The sequence below is a fragment of the Acinetobacter sp. R933-2 genome (assembly GCF_030325485.1).
In the GTDB taxonomy this organism is placed as follows: domain Bacteria; phylum Pseudomonadota; class Gammaproteobacteria; order Pseudomonadales; family Moraxellaceae; genus Acinetobacter; species Acinetobacter sichuanensis.
The window spans coordinates 11,884-27,659 of the sequence record NZ_JACAIJ010000021.1; the positions used below are offsets into that span (position 1 = coordinate 11,884).

A 15,776-nucleotide genomic window follows, 5' to 3' on the forward strand; every position below is an offset into this window, starting at 1 on the left:
ATCTAATTTGTTTATGAATGATGATGTTCAGTGGAAAACTTAGAAAAATGTTGCTGTTTTTTTGAAGTCAATAAATATGCACAGGGGATGGTCATCACAATTAAGCCACTTGTTACGAAAAAAACTTCATTAATAGATAGATGCAATGATAAAAGTTGTGGAAATCCTTGCTGTACAAAAGATGCACTGCGGACTTCAAGATAGATCGCTACAAATATGATTGCTATAGATGATGCGATCCGTCGGATTAAATCGTGCATTGCTGTGGCTTCTACAAGATGTCGTTGCTCAATATGATGAAGACCTGCTGTAGTCACGGGAGTTATTGAAAACCCAATGCCAATCCCTCTTAAAATCATCAAAAGAATCAGCCATAGCATATTGTTTGGATGAGTTGATAGTTGTCCAAGTGAAAAGATTGCAATTGCTGATAATATAAGTCCAAACATGACAATATTACGGGGACTCTGTAAGTCCAAAAACTTAGCTGCAAGATTTAAACTGAGACTGGCAGATAAAGCGGTTGTGAATAAGGCAATTCCTGTCCAAATAGAATTAAGGTTAAAAACCTTCTGAATCAATAAGGGTAAAAGTACTAAGCATTCAAACATTGCAACGGTTTGAATCATGGTAATTATGACGCTAAGTGAATAATTGCGGCACTGAAATAGACGCAAATTTAAAAGTGGAGATTTACTTTTTAATTAGTAGAAAATAAAAAATAGAAGGCAACCAAATGCGAGAACCAAAGCAAGTAGATTTGAATTCGACATCATCTCTTGCCATGACTTTAGTTGGTGACATGTCCAAATTAAATATCCCAATCCAAAGCTAATTAAAGAAAAACCGATCCAATCGAAAGCGTTATTTCTATTTGTTGCTTCGTCTTTAGGCAAATTTTTGGTAGCAAGACTAAAAGCAATTAAAGATAGAGGAACATTAATGAGAAATAACATTTCCCAACTACTTAGAGATAAAATAATTGCACCAAGAAAAGGACCAATCGCCAACGAAAACATAACAACGGATGCCCATAAGCTGGTGATACGTCCACGTTTTTGTGTTTGTGTAACTGAAAAAATAAAAGGAAGCGAAAGTGGCAGGATAAGTCCACTTGCTATACCTTGTATACTTCGTGCAAAAATCACGAGATAAATATTGTGAGCAATACTTCCTAAAAAGGAGCCCAAAATAAAAAGAGCGAGACCAATCAGATAAATACGGCGTTTCCCGAGGCTATGACTTAAATAACCTGTAACAGGCAAAGTTAGACACATTGCCAACATAAATGCAGACAGAATCCAGCTTGCTAATACAGGTCCAATCTGGAAAATCTGCATGAACTCAGGCAAAGCTGGATTGAGTGCACTATTATTTAGACTAACAGTGATTGCACCGAGTAAAATCGTAAAAACGACTTTTTTCTCTGTTGGATTATTTTCAATTTTCATATGTTTAATGAACGATGAACGAAAAGTTGTTCTGGTCGCGGATGACAGAGAAAATCAGCATGAGAAATGTTATAACCATAAGCACCCGCAAGAGGTAAATAGAGTAAATCACCAATTTTGATATTATTTAGTTTTTGGTCACGACTAAGCACATCTTTGGGAGTGCACAATTGCCCAACAATGTCATATATTTCGTTAGATATTTTGTGATCTAATTCAGCTTTAGGAAAATGCATGATGGGGTGAGCATGTGCTTGGGCTGCAGGCAATCGAAACTGATGCGTACCACCTCTACAAACTAAGAAGTTTTTTTTATGACTTCTTTTAATATCAAGTACTTCTATGACATAGTAACCACAAAATGCAGAAATAAAGCGTCCCATTTCAAAACGTAATAACGGCATATCATCAAATTTAGACTGTAGCTGATTCAAGCGATTACAAAAATCTTGCCAGTCAAATTGCAAGGGGCTTAAATAATTTACTCCGATACCTCCGCCAACATTAAAATATTGAAGCGATGCGGGATATTTTGCCCAACTTTTCCATAGCTGCCATTGCTTTAAATACCACTGCATTAGTTCTAAATGCTGATTTACTTGTGTTTGATGAGACATGGCATGTACATGAAAGCCACACAAACGTAAGTTTGGACTTTGTTCAACTAATGAAATCGCTAGATGAAGATCTTGCTCATCAATGCCAAAAGGAGTAGCAGTGCCTGCCATTGATAATTTTGTGAGTAAATGACTGGGTAAATGAGGGTTAATTCTGATCAAAATATCTTGTTGCTTGTTCTGTGTTGCAGCAATTTGATTAATTTTTTTAATTTCATTTAGACTTTCGACATGAATAAATTCGACATTGTTTGCTATAGCTGCCTTCAAATCTGAATCTAATTTACCCGGTCCTGAAAAAACAAATGGTTTTTTATATTTACATTGCTCAATCTTTGCAATTTCTCCGCCAGATGAAATTTCAAAACCATCCACTAAGGGAGCAATTGTATTTAAAATATCTACTTCACTATTGGCTTTAATTGCATAATAAAGAGAAATTCGAGGTGGTAAATTATCGACAAGGTTCTGGACATGTTGCTGTAGTGCTTCTAGATCATAAATAAATAGAGATATAGGATCAGGTTGTTGAGTTTGAAAAAGTAGTGCCGTAGCTTGTATGTGTTCAGGAATATTAAACATTCGCACTACTCCAAGGTGATGCAAGTTGAACATAGCCCGCATCGCGATCTGCATTTCCAGCCAAACGTACTTTAAAATTAGTTTTACAATGAATCGGAGCACCTGCTAAAAGTGCATCAATCTCTGGTGTTGGGACTGAAATCGAATTGCGAAATTTTTCAAGTTCGTCATGCACGAATTGCCACATCTGCACGGCAAGTGCAGGACGTTGCCAAGTCAAAGCTAAAATAGCTTCTGATAAATGATTTACAAATAAACAGTAACTAATCCGCTTCCAACCTTTTTCTCTTGAATATTCAACAGATTGTTTGACACGTGGATGAATTTCTTCCTCTTGAATTAAAAGTATTCCTACATCCGAAGTGAGTTTGACACCTTCAAAATCTCGCAGTAAAACTTTCATAGGAATCGAATTCTGATGAACCAAAACACTATTTTGTAAATGAGGTTCCATGACAATGCCATATTGATAAAATAGACTTAAGACAGGATTTAATAATAATGATTGATATTGCTTAAACCAATTTAATAGGTCTTGATCTTGCAAATCTTGATTTAAGTGAGTGCGGAGGAAATCGATAATATTAGGAATTAAGTCATATGAGCGACCAAAAACCGTTCCCGCTAATAAACAATTGTTATCACCTTCTGTTTTACAAAAATTTTCTCTAAAAATTGTTCCTGTTTGTTCTTGGAACCACAGTTGGTCTTCTGGAGATACATCAATAGGAGCCCAACTCAATACAGCGGGTTCTGCAACAGGCTGAAAACTAGTGAATGTTTCAGCCTGAGAGCTAAGCAATTTTTTGAATATTTTATCAATTAACAAAGTGCTTTCTAATTCATACCATGCATTTTTCCGCACGCAGTTTGTTATGCGGACATGTAAAGAACCTTTAATGAAAAAATTATGCTTCGAAGAGAACCAAGTACGAATTGAGGCGGTAGGGACAAATTTTTCACCCACACAGCCTAAATCTGTAATTATCCCTTTTTTGATATAAGATTGAACTCTTTCATCCTGTAGAAATAACTGCGCTTGTACGGGATGTAGACAAATTATGACCTTATCTGGATTTTCAGGTTGATCTGCTATTTCTTGTAATATTTCTGTATCAGTCAACTGACCATTCACCCGAAGCAACAGCCCATTTTTAGGGACTTCAAATTTATATAATGCATTTGGTATAGCAAATTCAGGTGAAAAATTATTTTGTTGCTGTGTAGACCATAAACGTGCCTTTGGCGCAGGATGGGTTGGATGCCCAAACCAAAGGGCTTGTTCACTTCGTGCATAAGTTTCTAGGGGGTTTTGATCTTGTTGTTGTGCAAAGTGATGGATTTGTTTTTTTAATATTCTACTCGCATAAATTTGTTCAATTAACTCTTTATTATGATATCCAGTAATCGCACTACAAGATTCTAATAATAGATTCACAAACTCCTCAAAATCCAAATACTGCCATTTGTCTTCTAACTTCCGTGTATAAATATCAGATAAATAATATTGCGCTCCTAAACAATCTTTTCTGTCAACTAATATAAAAAATTCTTGTTCGTTAGGCATATGAATGTGAAGAGGTATGCCTTCGATAAGTTTTCCATTGAAAAAAACGCCAATAGGAATGCCTGATATATCGGATGGCCATTCGTATGAACATAGTCCCATTGGCAAAGCAAATTCTTTAACCAAACAATTAAGTAAGGTGTGGCTAGCTGCAAGATTGCAAACCAAATTAGATTTAAACGAGTAATTTAACTGCAGCATATAAAAGAGCCTTTTTAGGAATTAGATTTATAGGATTTTTAAATTTAAATTAATAGTAATGATTTTCATTATTATTAATATTAATACTTACAATTAAATACAATTTAATAATGAAAAAATATTTTTTATTACCAAAAGCGTCTAAGAATTAGGGATGAATTATGATGTTTTATTTAAAGTATTGAATATAAAAAATATTTTATTTTCTTAATAAAAAATGTAGCTATTTTTGAATAAGATTGCATTATTTAGTAATAAAAAATAATTGACTAAAAACCAAACAGGAATTATGTTGATAACAATTATTATTACCATTTATAATTTATGAAAAAGCCACCTTCAATATTTGCACCTAAAAATTTTTTCCCAATACTGGCAACAACAGGGGCAATTTTCATTTCTAATTCAAGTTTTGCTGAAAATGCAGATCAAACTCTACCATCAAAAAGTACGATACAACAGTTAGAAACAATGACATTCACAGCATCACGTGCTGATGGTGTACAAGAAAATTCTAAACAAACAACAAAAATAGATGAAAAACAGTTGGAGCTTTTAAAGCAAAGCTCAGCAGGAAATATTGCAACGGTTTTGGCTAAAACAGTCCCTGGTCTTGCAGATTCGAGCCGTACAATCACTGATTTTGGACAAACTTTACGTGGTCGCAATGCACTGATTTTAGTTGATGGCATTCCTCTTAATTTAAGTCGAGAAACCTCTAGAGGGCTCTCTGGTATTGATCCAGAAAGTATTCAGAATATTGAAGTTATTCGCGGAAGTAATGCAATTTATGGTGGTGGTGCAACGGGTGGTATCATTTCAATCACGACCAAGAAAGCAGGGGGAGAACCTGAAGCAAAAACCGTTGTAGGCTTTCAAACACCATTAACTAATTTTAGCCATGACGCTTTAAGTGCTGATATACATCAGTATTTTTCTGGAAGTTTAAATGATTGGGATTATGCCTTAGATTTTGGATATAAACGTACAGGTAGCTCTTATGATGCAAGTGGTGATCGTATCGCACCAGAGCCTAGTCAAGGTGATTTATTTGACTCTGACGCTTATAGTATTGGCGGAAAATTAGGCTATCATATTGATGATCATCAATATATTCAACTATCCGCAAATTATTATACCGCTGACCAAGACTCAAAATATGCTGCTGATCCAAGTGTAGCAAAGCTACCAGCTGGTAGTGTACCAGCGAAAGCGATAAAAGGTTTAAAGTTGGTAGACCAGAACCAAAATGAAAGTCAGGTCTATAATTTGACTTATAAAAATAAAGATTTTCTAGGAAGTAAGTTCGACTCTCAGATTTATTACCGTGACTTTTATACGCGCTTTAACCCAACAGATGGTAGGAATCAAGCAAACCGTGCCAATACCATTAATCAGGGATATCAAGAGAATGATGTCTTTGGTAGTCGTTTTACATTTAATACACCTCTTCATTTTTTTAGGTGATAGCTCATTAGTATGGGGAGGGGATTTTATCCGTGAACAAAGTAAAATGCCTTTAGATACCTTTGATCCTGCAATTTATGATCAATCTGGCGGATTAGCATTTGTCAAAAATGGCAATCTCATCTACCTGCCAGAGCTTACAACACAAAGTATGGGTGTCTTTGCACAATTAAAACATCGTTTTAATGATCAATGGTCTGCTGAAGTAGGTACTCGTTATGAAGATAGCTTTGCAGAGGTCGATGATTTCATTCCACTAACACAAGCCAACAAACCAAACCCATATACAGTAAAGGGGGGTAAAGTTAAAGCAGATGCATGGTTATACAATGCGAGCATCACTTTTAGCCCTGTAAAAAAACATTCGATTTATGGCTCTTTTAGTCAGGGCTTTCAACTCCCAGATGTTGGTTTAGTGATTCGTAATGCAAATACTGGATTTGATTTAGGTTCTTCATTTTTAGAACCCGTTAAAGTTGATAACTATGAACTTGGTTGGAATGGTGATTTCGATCGTATTTCATCGAGCTTAGCGGTGTTCTACTCAACTTCAGATTTAGGCGCAGTGCAGTCATTTAATAATGGTCTTAGCCTTGCGCGAACAAAAGAAGAAGTGACAGGGGTTGAAGCTACTTTTGACTATCTAGATCAGGACGGAATTTGGGGATTGGGTGGTAGCGCGACATGGATGAAGGGACGTGAAACACCGCAAGGACAAAGTAAAGATCAAAGAATGACGGGGTATCGTATTCCACCATTAAAACTGACATCTTATATTTCTTATAATCCATCAGATACGTGGACTAATCGTTTACAAGCCACTTATTGGGGTTCTCAGGATTATCGTTTAGATGGAAAAGAAAGCTTTGGTCGATATGATGCAAAAACATATACAACCGTTGATTTAATGAGTAGTTTTGATGTGAATGCTAAGAATAATGTCAGTATTGGTTTAGAAAATATTTTCAACAGAAAGTATTATCCTTTATATAGCCAATTATTGCGTAGTAATAACAATATGAGTCATTTATTGGCTTCTGGTATCACTTTAAAAGTCGCATATAGTCATAAGTGGTAGTGTAACTAGTTGATTACACGTGTAAAAAGGAATAAAAATTACATGTTTTAGACCCATTTGATCATGATGTATTAAAAAATGAGGAATTATTTAAGCACTATTCAATCTTATAAAGAGTCAATTTGATCTTGGGCATACTCGACATAGATCAAAAATAGGATTATTAACTACAATATTTTCGGCTTTAACCTTGTATGCGTTGGTACTTGTGAATGGGTATAATTCAGGTATTCAGCAGATTTTAAAACCCATTAAGTTAAAATCTGCTTAAGCCGAATTCACGTTATACAAATTCAGAAGCTGACGACACGATGAAGAGTAGAAATATCAGTGATGTAGTTAGTGATATGAAACAGAGAAAATTAAATCCAGATAAATTTTTAATATCTTATACAGTTGATCCTAAAACAGGTGTTCCTATTATTTTAAATAATAGAGATGGTAGTGGTGTTATTAGAACAGTTTCATGTCCTTTTTAAGAGGAATTGTTTTTAAAGCAAACATAGTAAAGTTTATGAAGTATTCTTAAGGTCAACATATCATATTTATCGTTGAAATAGAAATTAGTTAAGTTATTGAATTATAGCTTAAGAAAGAAGGATATGAAGTTATTGTTAGGTGTATCGGACTTAACATAACGTACATTATGCGAAATGGTGGTGTTACTCACCATTTAAAGCGTATTATGTTAATTTTAGAAATACTAGATTCAATATAGTACAATCAATTTGCTTGCTATTTATTCAAAATAATATTTTTTATAACTGTAAATCCTAATAACTTTTTAAATAATTCCCAATCTACATCATTTTCAAATTTATTTTTTCAAGTAGATAAATTTAACTTCTGATAGATTTCATCTTCAGATTCAGTATTCAATAAATCCTGTATAATTGAAAGTAGCTCATGAGGTTCAATATGTTCTGGAAGATCTTTAGCTAACTGTAATAATATTACTTCTAGTAGAGACAACTTACTAGATTGTATAAATAATGTATTACTTTGGACTCTAAACATTTTAATCTTCATACAGATAATACGATAATTCCATTAAAACAGATATCTCCGTTAAATATCACTATTTAACATAGCAGCTGTTATACATAATTTAAAAAATAGTAAAATAGGAGCTTAAGCCCCCATTTTTGATTTTGTATAAGGTGTATTCTGTTAATTTTAAGGAAAGTTAAATTTTTTGATTGATTTTATTTTCAATTAAATCAGTTACTAATTGAGTCATATATTCATAGGTAAATAAATGAGAATGAAATTTTGCCAATCCTTCTAATCCTAAAGTTAGACCTATAAATTGCCAAGCCATATCGTCAAGGTTTTCTTTATGATTCCTTAACGATGCCGATTTCAAGATTTTTTTTACAGACTTATGCCATTCTTCAATTGCTATTAAAAAAACCTGATTAAATTCAGGACTAATATGACTATTTTTTTCAGCATCATTCCACAAGCGAATATAAGGTAATTCATCTTCAGATTCAGTAAAACCTAGAGCTAAAAGTATTTTTTCCGTTAAACTTAAATTATCATCTATTTCACTGATATCTAAATTCTTATAAACGAGCTGCATAAATACTTCACATTTTAATTCTTGAATAGTTTTAAAATGATGATGAATAAGCCCTATTGATAAAGAAGCTTTTTGCGCTAAATTACGCACGGTTAATGTATTCAAACCATCATCTAATGCGATTGTCATAGCAGCATCTAATATCTGTTTTTTTCTTTCCGTTTTACTTAAATAGCTCATTTCTTAACACAGTTATTTACAACCTCATCAGCATATACAAGTTGCGTAAAAAATCAAAAAATAGTATAAATTGAACAACTGTTCAATTTATACTATTTTTATGTTTTCACATCCCAAATGGTTTATTTTAGCCATTGTCGTTGGGCTTTATCTTCCTGTCGCTATTGATGCAACTGTCCTTCATATTGCTGTACCTACATTAAGCCAAGAGTTGAAAGCAAGTACATCTCAACTTTTATGGATTATCGATATCTATCCATTGCTAATGACCGGTCTTATTTTAGTTATGGGGGCTTTAGGCGATAAAATTGGTTATCGAAAACTAATGCTTATGGGAAGTCTTATTTTTGGAATAGCATCTGTACTCGCAGCATTCTCATCGACAGCAAATTTTTTAATTTTTTCAAGAGCGATCTTGGCTTTAGGTGCATCAATGATTATGCCAGCCACTTTAGCTTGTCTACGTCATACCTTTATGGATGAAAAAGAACGAAACTTTGCATTAGGAATATGGGTGATGGTTGGAGGAGCAGGTGCTGCTTTCGGACCTTTAGTCGGTGGGTTGTTATTAGAATATTTCTATTGGGGATCAGTATTTTTAATTAATGTTCCTATCATTTTTGCTGTAACAATATGTATTTTAAAGTATCTACCTAAACAAAAACCTATACATGAAAAAAAATTAAATATATTCGATGCTTTGATACTAATGACAGCCATTCTTTTAGTCATTTACAGTTTAAAATCAGGTTTAAAAGAATTTGATCTTCAATTCATTTTTCTTGGGTTTATTGGATTTTTACTCGGCTTTTTATTTGTAAAAAGACAAATTAAAAGCAGTCAACCACTATTTGATCTTAAGTTATTCGCATCGAAACCTGTGAAATATGGTTTCACTATTTCCGTTGTTGCTATGATTGCATTGGTTGGATTTGAGTTACTTATTTCCCAAAAATTACAGTACGTACATCAGTTTAGTCCATTAGAAGCGGGTCTATATATTTTACCATTTATGATTGCGGTCAGCGTGGGTGGCGTAATTAGTACCCCCCTTCTAAATAAGTTTGGAGCTAAAAAAGTTGCTGTGATTAGCTTAATACTGAGTTCTGTCTCTATGTATTTTTTATCAATTGTTAATTTTGAAACCGAATACTTATTTGCAGCTTTTTATATGATTTTATTAGGGCTAAGTATTCTATGTGCCTTTTTAGCAGCGACATCAGCAATTTTATCAGGAGCACCTATTGAGCAAGCATCATCTGCAGGTGCTATTGAAGGAATGTCCTATGAATTAGGAACAGGTTTAGGTGTAACAATCTTCGGCTTAATGGCATCTTTTTTCTATACAAAAAATGTTGATTTTCATCATTTTTTTAGTGCTGATCAACTGAAAATAGTCGAAAGTTCCATAGGAGAAACGTATCAAGTCCTTCCAAACCTATCGCCAGAAAGTGCGAATATCATCATGAAATCAGCTAACTCAGCTTTTGTTATCGCTCATAGCTCTGTGTTAATTTTTTCTAGTTTAATACTCTTTTTCCTTGCTATCTTTATCTGGGTCTTTTGGAGGGAAATTTCTAAAAACGCACTTTCGAGTTAATATCATGAAACTTATGTGAAATTTAAAAAACATAGTAAAAATTTTAAATAAGGGTTGAAAGAGCATCTAAAATACGAATTAAAGCTGCTTCTGAACTCGAATTCTAGCCTTGATTTTTTAAATTCATATAACAGTCTTTATTTTAAATGAGTTTTAACGCTGTATGAGGTTAAAACTCATATTTAATGGTTAGTTGCCTCGGTATGTCGAATATCCATAAGGACTTAGCAATAAGGGAATATGATAGTGTTTTAATGAGCGATCTACTTGGAAAATAACAGGAATTTCTGGAAAGAATGAACTTTGCTGATTTTTCTTAAACCACTCCCCTGTTTTGAATGTGACTTTATATATCGTATTATCTAAAGTTTTATTTTCTGGAAATAATGCAGTTATACGACCTTGCTCATTGGTTTTAGCTTCTGAAATTTGTATCCATTTTCCATTTTTTTGCTCCTCTAAAGTAACGTTTACTTCTGGTGCAGGCAATCCACTTTCCAAGTTAAGTACATGTACACTTAAAGGGTTTTGTGCCATCACCAAGTTTGAAATAAATAAACTACTAGTAAATAAAAATAACTTTTTCATATAAACTTATCCTAAATAAACTTGATTTAAATTTGTTTGAGTGTAATTTCAATACCTTGTTGTGCACATTGATCATCTTGAATTGAACCACCTGCACCTGCTACGCCAACTGCACCTATCAACTGATTTTTATAAATTACAGGCACGCCTCCACCTAAAAGTAATAATTCAGGGAGGCTATTTAAGTTCTGAGAATCAATATTATTCTGTGCATTACGCATAAATTGTAATGTCGTGATTTTACTTGAATAAGCAGTAAATGCTTTTCTTTGCGCCGCAATTAGGTTGTGAATACCTACTGCTTCATGACGTTGACTTGCCATAACATTGCCACCTTGATCCAGAATTACAACAGCAGCAGGTTTGGCAGTACGTATACAAGCTTGCATCACATTCGTCACAAGTTGATTTGCAATAGTTAAATCCATTACATAACTATTTTTAGGAAGAGCATGTGTAATTGAACTACATGCCATTACAGAACTAAAAAGAAGTTTTTTTATCATTTCTATTCAGCCAAATTAAGATATAAATTAGCTTATATAAAATAAATTCCTTCTTGCATGACAATCAGATTACAAATTTGTAATCTAGCAATAGATTAATTCAGATAATATTATTTAAATGCATATACTTATTGTTGAAGATGAAACAAAAATTGCTGAATTTCTAGCAAAAGGTTTAAATGAGTCTGGTTATTTATCTTATATGGCTCATGACGGGTTGACCGCGTTAACGCTGTTACAAGAGAGAAAATTTGATTTATTAATTTTGGATGTCATGTTACCTGAAATTGATGGCTGGCAAGTGTTAAAGACTTTAAGAACATTTTCTAAAATTCCAGTACTTATGCTGACTGCAAAAGATCATGTCCTAGATCGAGTAAAAGGCTTAGAGTTAGGAGCGGATGACTATTTAATTAAACCCTTTTCTTATATTGAGCTATTAGCACGAATTAAAAGTTTATTGAGACGCAGTGTACATAATCAGTCTGAATACTATCAAGTTGAAGATTTAATTTTATATAGAATGGAACATGTTGTTTATAGGAATCAACAAAAAATTGATTTAAGCCCTAAAGAATTTTTACTTTTACATTTACTTATGCAACATCAAGGTGAACTATTAACCCGATCTCAAATTGCATCTGAAGTGTGGAATATTAACTTTGAAACAGACACCAATGTCGTAGATGTTGCTATTCGTCGTTTACGTGCAAAAATTGATGATCCTTTTCATCCTAAATTAATTCATACTGTTCGAGGTATGGGATATTATTTAAGCCTAATGAAATGAAAAACTGGCTAAAAAATTTTAGTTTAACAACGCGCTTAAGTATTGCTTTTAGTGCGATTTGTTGCGTTGTATTTGTGAGTATAGGCTTACTTTCTTATCACAACATGCAGCAACTACTCGCTAAACAAATGGATCAGAATCTAATTGCACGAGTTGAACGTATTGAAATTTTTTTACAAGATCAAGAAAGTTTTCAAATTCTCATTAAACACCCTAGTCTATATGAAAATATGTTGGGAAAAGAAGATAATCTCTTAATACTAAAAAACCAACAACAAAGCTTAATTGAGATTAATCCACTAAAAGTTCATATTCCCTATACGACCGAATCGAAAACTATTACATTTTTGAATAATCAATCGAAATTTGCTACAACCCGTTTGGCTTATAAAACTGTAGTTTTTAATGATCAACATTATCAACTGATTGCTGGTACACAACTTGATGAAGCTCAATCTATTTTAGATCAATATTTATGGAAGCTGATCCTTTATAGTTTATTGGGAATTGTTATGGCAAGCTTACTTGGACGTTGGGTGGGATTATACTTACTAAAATCTTTAAATAACTTGATTGAGCAAACACATAAAATTCAAGGGACTCAACTTCATCAAAGAATTGAAGATAAAAGTACTACGGTTGAAGTTGAGCAACTTCGTGCAGCAATGAATGCTATGTTAGAAAAAATACAAATTAATTATGATCAATTGGCACGTTTTTCTGAAGATATTGCCCATGAATTAAGAACCCCTTTAAATAACTTAATGGGACAGACACAAATTATGCTCATGCAATCTCGACCTAAACAAGAACTGGAGCAACTGTTATATTCTCATCTTGAGGAATATGAACGACTCAGTAAAATGATAGACAATATGTTGTTTATTGCTCGCTCTGAAAGTCGTGATTATATTCTCGAAAAAGAACATATTGACTTATCTCACCTTATTTTAGAATTAATCGATTATTTCGAATTCCTAGCTGAAGATAAACAAATGTCATTTGTTTTACAGTTAGAAAAGGAGCTTCAGATATATGGCAATGCAGATTTATTAAAAAGAGCGCTTTCTAACCTTATAATCAATGCTCTTGATTATGGAATTAAAGACCAAGATATTGTAATTTCAACAAAATCTATAGAAAATGCTGTCGAGATTGAAATATTAACTACAAATATTTTTATTGATCAACAACATTTAAATCATTTATTTGAACGTTTTTATCAGATTGATAGTAGCCGACATTCCAAAGCAAAAACGGGTGGTTTAGGGTTATCAATCGTTAAATCTATCATGATGTTACATAACGGAGAAGCAATTGTATACAATAGCCATCGAGGCGTTGTATTCAGCTTAAGAATAAATATCTAAAAAATAATCGAAGATCTAAGTTAAAGGCGCAGTTCAAACATTATTTGCGCTTTAACTTAGAAGATCAAAACATAACTCTTTTTCTGTTTTTAAAATGCTTTCGTCACAGATAAGCCAATATTGAAATTTCGTTGATCTGCTGATTCAAAGAAACGACTATTGCTGTCATTCACAATGACTGAACCAATATAATTTCGGTCAAACAAGTTATCAACTCGAGCATAACTATTTATCTTCCAATCACGGTTTACCCATAAATAGCCAACATTTGCTGCTACAACAGTATAACTTGGTGCAGCATCTGAATTAATATCATTGACATAAATTTTATCCATGTAACGTGCTTCTAAGCCTGCTTGAAAGCCCTGCTTTGGTTGCCATGCGATACGGGTAAACACTTGGTTTTTCGCAATTCCAGGAATATATGTCCCTTTTTCAATCAAAGGCTTCGTTGTCGTTGCTGCAATATCAGCATCAAAAGTTGCATCTAAATAACTATAGCTTGCACTAAGTTTTAAATCTCGCCAAAGTTGATGCTGCCAAGCTAGCTCAGCACCTTGTCTTAAAGTTTGCTCTGCATTACGAAATGTATTACGTCCTGCATTAGCATCATCAGGTACAATGTCATTTTTAGTGATTGTATTAAAAACAGCGAAAGTAAACTGTCCCAATGCATTTTGGGACTTTAATCCTAGTTCATAAGTATCACTACTTGCAGGTTTTAAATCAAAATTAATCCCTGATGTCGCCAATGTAGGGTAAGCCATTTCTGTAAAAGTTGGCGTTTCAAAACCTTTACCATAACTCGCATAAGCATAAAGTTTAGGTAGAATTTTCCAGCCTACAGCTACCGAAGGCAATAATTTTTGATAATCCGTTGAACCACTATCATCACCATTACCTGCTACGATGTAATGATCATCTGATTCATAATGCACGTTGCTATAACGTAAACCTGCATCAAGATTCCATTTAGGTAAAAACTGCCATGAGGCTTGTACATATGGATCTAAATTCCATAGGGTATTATTTTCATTACGGCGTAAATCACCTTTTACATCAAACTTACCTGTCTGATCATAATTATTATAACCTTTACGATCTTCAACGATTCGATCTAAAGCAACACCTGCAATCAATGTTGTATTTGGTAAAATCTTTTTTCCTGCCCAACGGAAATCTGCACCATAATAATCCCGATCAAAATCAATCACGCCACCTGCATGGCGAGCATTTGCTTGTGGAGCCTTTGGAATCGACTGATATTGTACGACTTGTCGGTTTCCCAAATAGACCATGCTATGCAATTCTTGTTGGTCATTGAGTGGCTTCGTCCATGTCAGTCCTGTTTGGGTTTGTTTAATTTCTTTACGGACATTATAAGTGTTAGTACGGTCATTTACTTGTTTCGGATTTGCTTGCCACTGCTCACGATTTAAACCTTGTGGATCTTCGGCATCAATATCAACATAGTTCATGATCCAGTTGATTTTACTGCCATCCTCTAAGTTCCATGTCAATTTGGCATTATTTAAGACTTTTTGTGCTGCGCTATGATCTCGAAAACCATCGGTATCAAAATAAGAAGAACTAATCATATAGGCAGGTTGATCAAACTGTTCAGAACCGCCCTGTAGTTGAATATAAGCTTGTTGCTTATGATGACTACCTGTATTTAGCCCCACTTGGATTGAGTCTTTGCCTTGCCCTTCTTTGCTCTCGGCTAAGATGGTTCCGCCTGATGAATTACCATATAAAGATGAAAATGGTCCTGTCAAAACTTCAATGTGATCTAAACTATTGAGGTCAATATTCGAGCTTTGCCCTTGACCATCAGGCATAGTTGCAGGAATACCGTCCACATACATTCGAATTCCACGCACTCCAAAAGTCGAACGAGCACCAAAGCCTCGCATTGAAATTTGTAAGTCTTGTGCATAATTTTCACGGTTATTAATTTGTAAGCCTGCAACACCTTGTAAGACTTCAGATAAGTTTACATTAGCATTATTTTGTACTGTAGCACCTTGAACTTTTTGAATAGATGCTGGAGTGGATAACAACTCGCTATTGGTACGTATCGCTTGCATGGTGATAGCAGGAAGCTGATATTCTGTCGTTTCTGCATAAGTATGCATCGTTTGCACAATAACCATAGTCAATAAGACTTGTTTAAAAGGCATATGCATTAAAT

The 15,776-nt window shown here is 33.9% G+C and carries 10 protein-coding genes and 3 pseudogenes; 6 read left to right on the forward strand and 7 right to left on the reverse strand.

Features of this window, described 5'->3' with window-relative positions:
• Positions 1–11 precede the first annotated feature (11 nt).
• From HX005_RS19650 to HX005_RS17700, 3 genes and pseudogenes are all read right to left on the reverse strand, one after another.
• Positions 12–1,451, reverse strand: a pseudogene (locus tag HX005_RS19650) (DHA2 family efflux MFS transporter permease subunit).
• Positions 1,448–2,650 (reverse strand): type III PLP-dependent enzyme, encoded by a 1,203-nt coding sequence (locus tag HX005_RS17695; RefSeq protein WP_286378355.1) that lies wholly within the window; start codon positions 2,648–2,650, stop codon positions 1,448–1,450. Before HX005_RS17695 ends, HX005_RS19650 begins: the two are co-directional and overlap by 4 nt.
• Complete coding sequence (locus tag HX005_RS17700) at positions 2,643–4,418, reverse strand: IucA/IucC family protein (RefSeq protein ID WP_286378356.1); 1,776 nt, start codon at positions 4,416–4,418, stop codon at positions 2,643–2,645. Before HX005_RS17700 ends, HX005_RS17695 begins: the two co-directional genes overlap by 8 nt.
• Positions 4,419–4,742: 324 nt before the next feature.
• Here HX005_RS17700 and HX005_RS17705 point away from each other — a divergent pair.
• The 3 genes and pseudogenes from HX005_RS17705 to HX005_RS17715 all read left to right on the forward strand — a co-directional run bounded on the left by HX005_RS17705 (position 4,743) and on the right by HX005_RS17715 (position 7,442).
• Positions 4,743–6,963 (forward strand): annotated as a pseudogene (locus tag HX005_RS17705) (TonB-dependent receptor).
• A gap of 9 nt (positions 6,964–6,972) precedes the next feature.
• Positions 6,973–7,234, forward strand: a pseudogene (locus HX005_RS17710) (IS982 family transposase); the annotation flags it as partial.
• Positions 7,235–7,274: 40 nt separating this feature from the next.
• On the forward strand, positions 7,275–7,442 hold the full coding sequence (locus HX005_RS17715; RefSeq protein ID WP_286378357.1) for a hypothetical protein: 168 nt from the start codon (positions 7,275–7,277) through the stop codon (positions 7,440–7,442).
• A 707-nt stretch (positions 7,443–8,149) separates the two neighbouring features.
• Here HX005_RS17715 and HX005_RS17720 read toward each other — a convergent pair.
• Positions 8,150–8,728, reverse strand: a complete 579-nt coding sequence (locus HX005_RS17720) for a TetR family transcriptional regulator (protein WP_107008480.1) — start codon at positions 8,726–8,728, stop codon at positions 8,150–8,152.
• Between the two features lie 100 nt (positions 8,729–8,828).
• Between HX005_RS17720 and HX005_RS17725 the strand changes: the two genes are divergently transcribed.
• Positions 8,829–10,328 (forward strand): MFS transporter, encoded by a 1,500-nt coding sequence (locus HX005_RS17725; protein ID WP_286378358.1) that lies wholly within the window; start codon positions 8,829–8,831, stop codon positions 10,326–10,328.
• Positions 10,329–10,517: 189 nt separating this feature from the next.
• Here HX005_RS17725 and uraH read toward each other — a convergent pair whose 3' ends face one another.
• Together uraH and HX005_RS17735 are read right to left on the reverse strand one after the other, a co-directional pair.
• On the reverse strand, positions 10,518–10,916 hold the full coding sequence (gene uraH, locus HX005_RS17730) for a hydroxyisourate hydrolase (RefSeq protein ID WP_286378359.1): 399 nt from the start codon (positions 10,914–10,916) through the stop codon (positions 10,518–10,520).
• A gap of 26 nt (positions 10,917–10,942) precedes the next feature.
• Positions 10,943–11,422 carry a GlcG/HbpS family heme-binding protein gene (locus HX005_RS17735; RefSeq protein WP_286378360.1) on the reverse strand — a complete coding sequence of 160 codons (480 nt, stop codon included), beginning with the start codon at positions 11,420–11,422 and terminating at the stop codon, positions 10,943–10,945.
• Positions 11,423–11,540: 118 nt separating this feature from the next.
• On the opposite strand from HX005_RS17735, the gene HX005_RS17740 reads away from it, so the two are divergent.
• Complete coding sequence (locus HX005_RS17740; protein WP_107008484.1) at positions 11,541–12,212, forward strand: heavy metal response regulator transcription factor; 672 nt, start codon at positions 11,541–11,543, stop codon at positions 12,210–12,212.
• Entirely contained in the window at positions 12,209–13,582 is a 1,374-nt protein-coding gene (locus tag HX005_RS17745) for a heavy metal sensor histidine kinase (protein WP_286378361.1), read from the forward strand. The genes HX005_RS17740 and HX005_RS17745 overlap by 4 nt, the downstream gene beginning before the upstream one ends.
• Positions 13,583–13,671: 89 nt before the next feature.
• Here HX005_RS17745 and HX005_RS17750 read toward each other — a convergent pair whose 3' ends face one another.
• A complete protein-coding gene (locus tag HX005_RS17750; protein ID WP_286378383.1) occupies positions 13,672–15,771 on the reverse strand; it encodes a TonB-dependent receptor domain-containing protein in 2,100 nt (699 codons plus the stop codon).
• Positions 15,772–15,776 lie beyond the last annotated feature (5 nt).

Excerpts from the sequence above, each read along its gene's own strand:
- HX005_RS17695 (WP_286378355.1), bottom strand. The coding sequence starts at position 2,650 with ATGTTTAATATTCCTGAACACATACAAGCTACGGCACTACTTTTTCAA.
- HX005_RS17700 (WP_286378356.1), bottom strand. The coding sequence starts at position 4,418 with ATGCTGCAGTTAAATTACTCGTTTAAATCTAATTTGGTTTGCAATCTT.
- HX005_RS17715 (WP_286378357.1), top strand. The coding sequence starts at position 7,275 with ATGAAGAGTAGAAATATCAGTGATGTAGTTAGTGATATGAAACAGAGA.
- HX005_RS17720 (WP_107008480.1), bottom strand. The coding sequence starts at position 8,728 with ATGAGCTATTTAAGTAAAACGGAAAGAAAAAAACAGATATTAGATGCT.
- HX005_RS17725 (WP_286378358.1), top strand. The coding sequence starts at position 8,829 with ATGTTTTCACATCCCAAATGGTTTATTTTAGCCATTGTCGTTGGGCTT.
- uraH (WP_286378359.1), bottom strand. The coding sequence starts at position 10,916 with ATGAAAAAGTTATTTTTATTTACTAGTAGTTTATTTATTTCAAACTTG.
- HX005_RS17735 (WP_286378360.1), bottom strand. The coding sequence starts at position 11,422 with ATGATAAAAAAACTTCTTTTTAGTTCTGTAATGGCATGTAGTTCAATT.
- HX005_RS17740 (WP_107008484.1), top strand. The coding sequence starts at position 11,541 with ATGCATATACTTATTGTTGAAGATGAAACAAAAATTGCTGAATTTCTA.
- HX005_RS17745 (WP_286378361.1), top strand. The coding sequence starts at position 12,209 with ATGAAAAACTGGCTAAAAAATTTTAGTTTAACAACGCGCTTAAGTATT.
- HX005_RS17750 (WP_286378383.1), bottom strand. The coding sequence starts at position 15,771 with ATGCATATGCCTTTTAAACAAGTCTTATTGACTATGGTTATTGTGCAA.